This is a genomic window from Bacillus sp. mrc49 (genome assembly GCF_002803435.1).
The window spans coordinates 1-930 of the sequence record NZ_PHNG01000164.1; the positions used below are offsets into that span (position 1 = coordinate 1).

Annotated in this window: 1 protein-coding gene; it reads left to right on the top strand. The window is 47.6% G+C overall.

The features are described 5' to 3' along the window. The coding region (locus CVN76_RS01140) for an aromatic amino acid lyase (RefSeq protein ID WP_198512407.1) at positions 1 to 709 on the top strand (709 nt) is incomplete at its 5' end. Positions 710 to 930 lie beyond the last annotated feature (221 nt).

A 930-nucleotide genomic window follows, 5' to 3' on the forward strand; every position in this document is an offset into this window, starting at 1 on the left:
GCTCCGGGTACAGGATGCATATTCGCTTCGCTGCATTCCGCAGGTTCATGGGGCATCATGGCAAACTCTCGATTATGTCAAAGAAAAACTGGAAATTGAAATGAATGCTGCAACGGATAATCCGCTTATCTTTGATGATGGTGAAAAGGTGATTTCAGGCGGAAACTTCCATGGCCAGCCGATAGCGTTCGCGATGGACTTCATGAAAATCGCCATTGCCGAGCTTGCGAACATTTCCGAGCGCCGGATCGAGCGACTCGTCAATCCCCAGTTGAATGATTTACCGCCATTCCTGAGTCCGTCGCCTGGCTTGCAATCGGGAGCGATGATCATGCAATATTGCGCCGCTTCACTCGTCTCTGAAAATAAGACACTCGCCCATCCGGCTAGTGTGGATTCCATTCCATCTTCAGCGAATCAGGAAGATCATGTAAGCATGGGGACAATTGGATCGCGGCACGCGCATCAAATCATCCAAAACGTCCGCCGCGTTTTGGCGATAGAGCTCATTTGTGCCCTGCAAGCGGTGGAGTACCGCGGAACGGAAAAGATGGCTCCATTCACAAAGGATTTTTATACGGAAGCAAGAAAGATCATTCCGAGCATTACACAAGATCGCGTCTTTGCTAAGGATATTGAAGCAGCGGCTAGCTGGTTACTTGAAATCGACTGGAATTCGTTCATTCATGGGTCCTTGCCCACCACATAATGATATGGCGGTTTTCTTCTGGATGCTAGGCCCATGAGCCCCTTACCGGGTTTTTAGGCCTGGCAACGTTTGATAAAGTACATAGTTCCTAAAAACCCGAAAGTATCTTCTTGATTAGAGAAAAAGACCTGGATGCAATGAGAATCGACAAGATCTTGAGAGATTAAAAATGCATGGTTGGAGGGGAATTTAATTTGGAAAATCGCCAATTGCAACTGCCC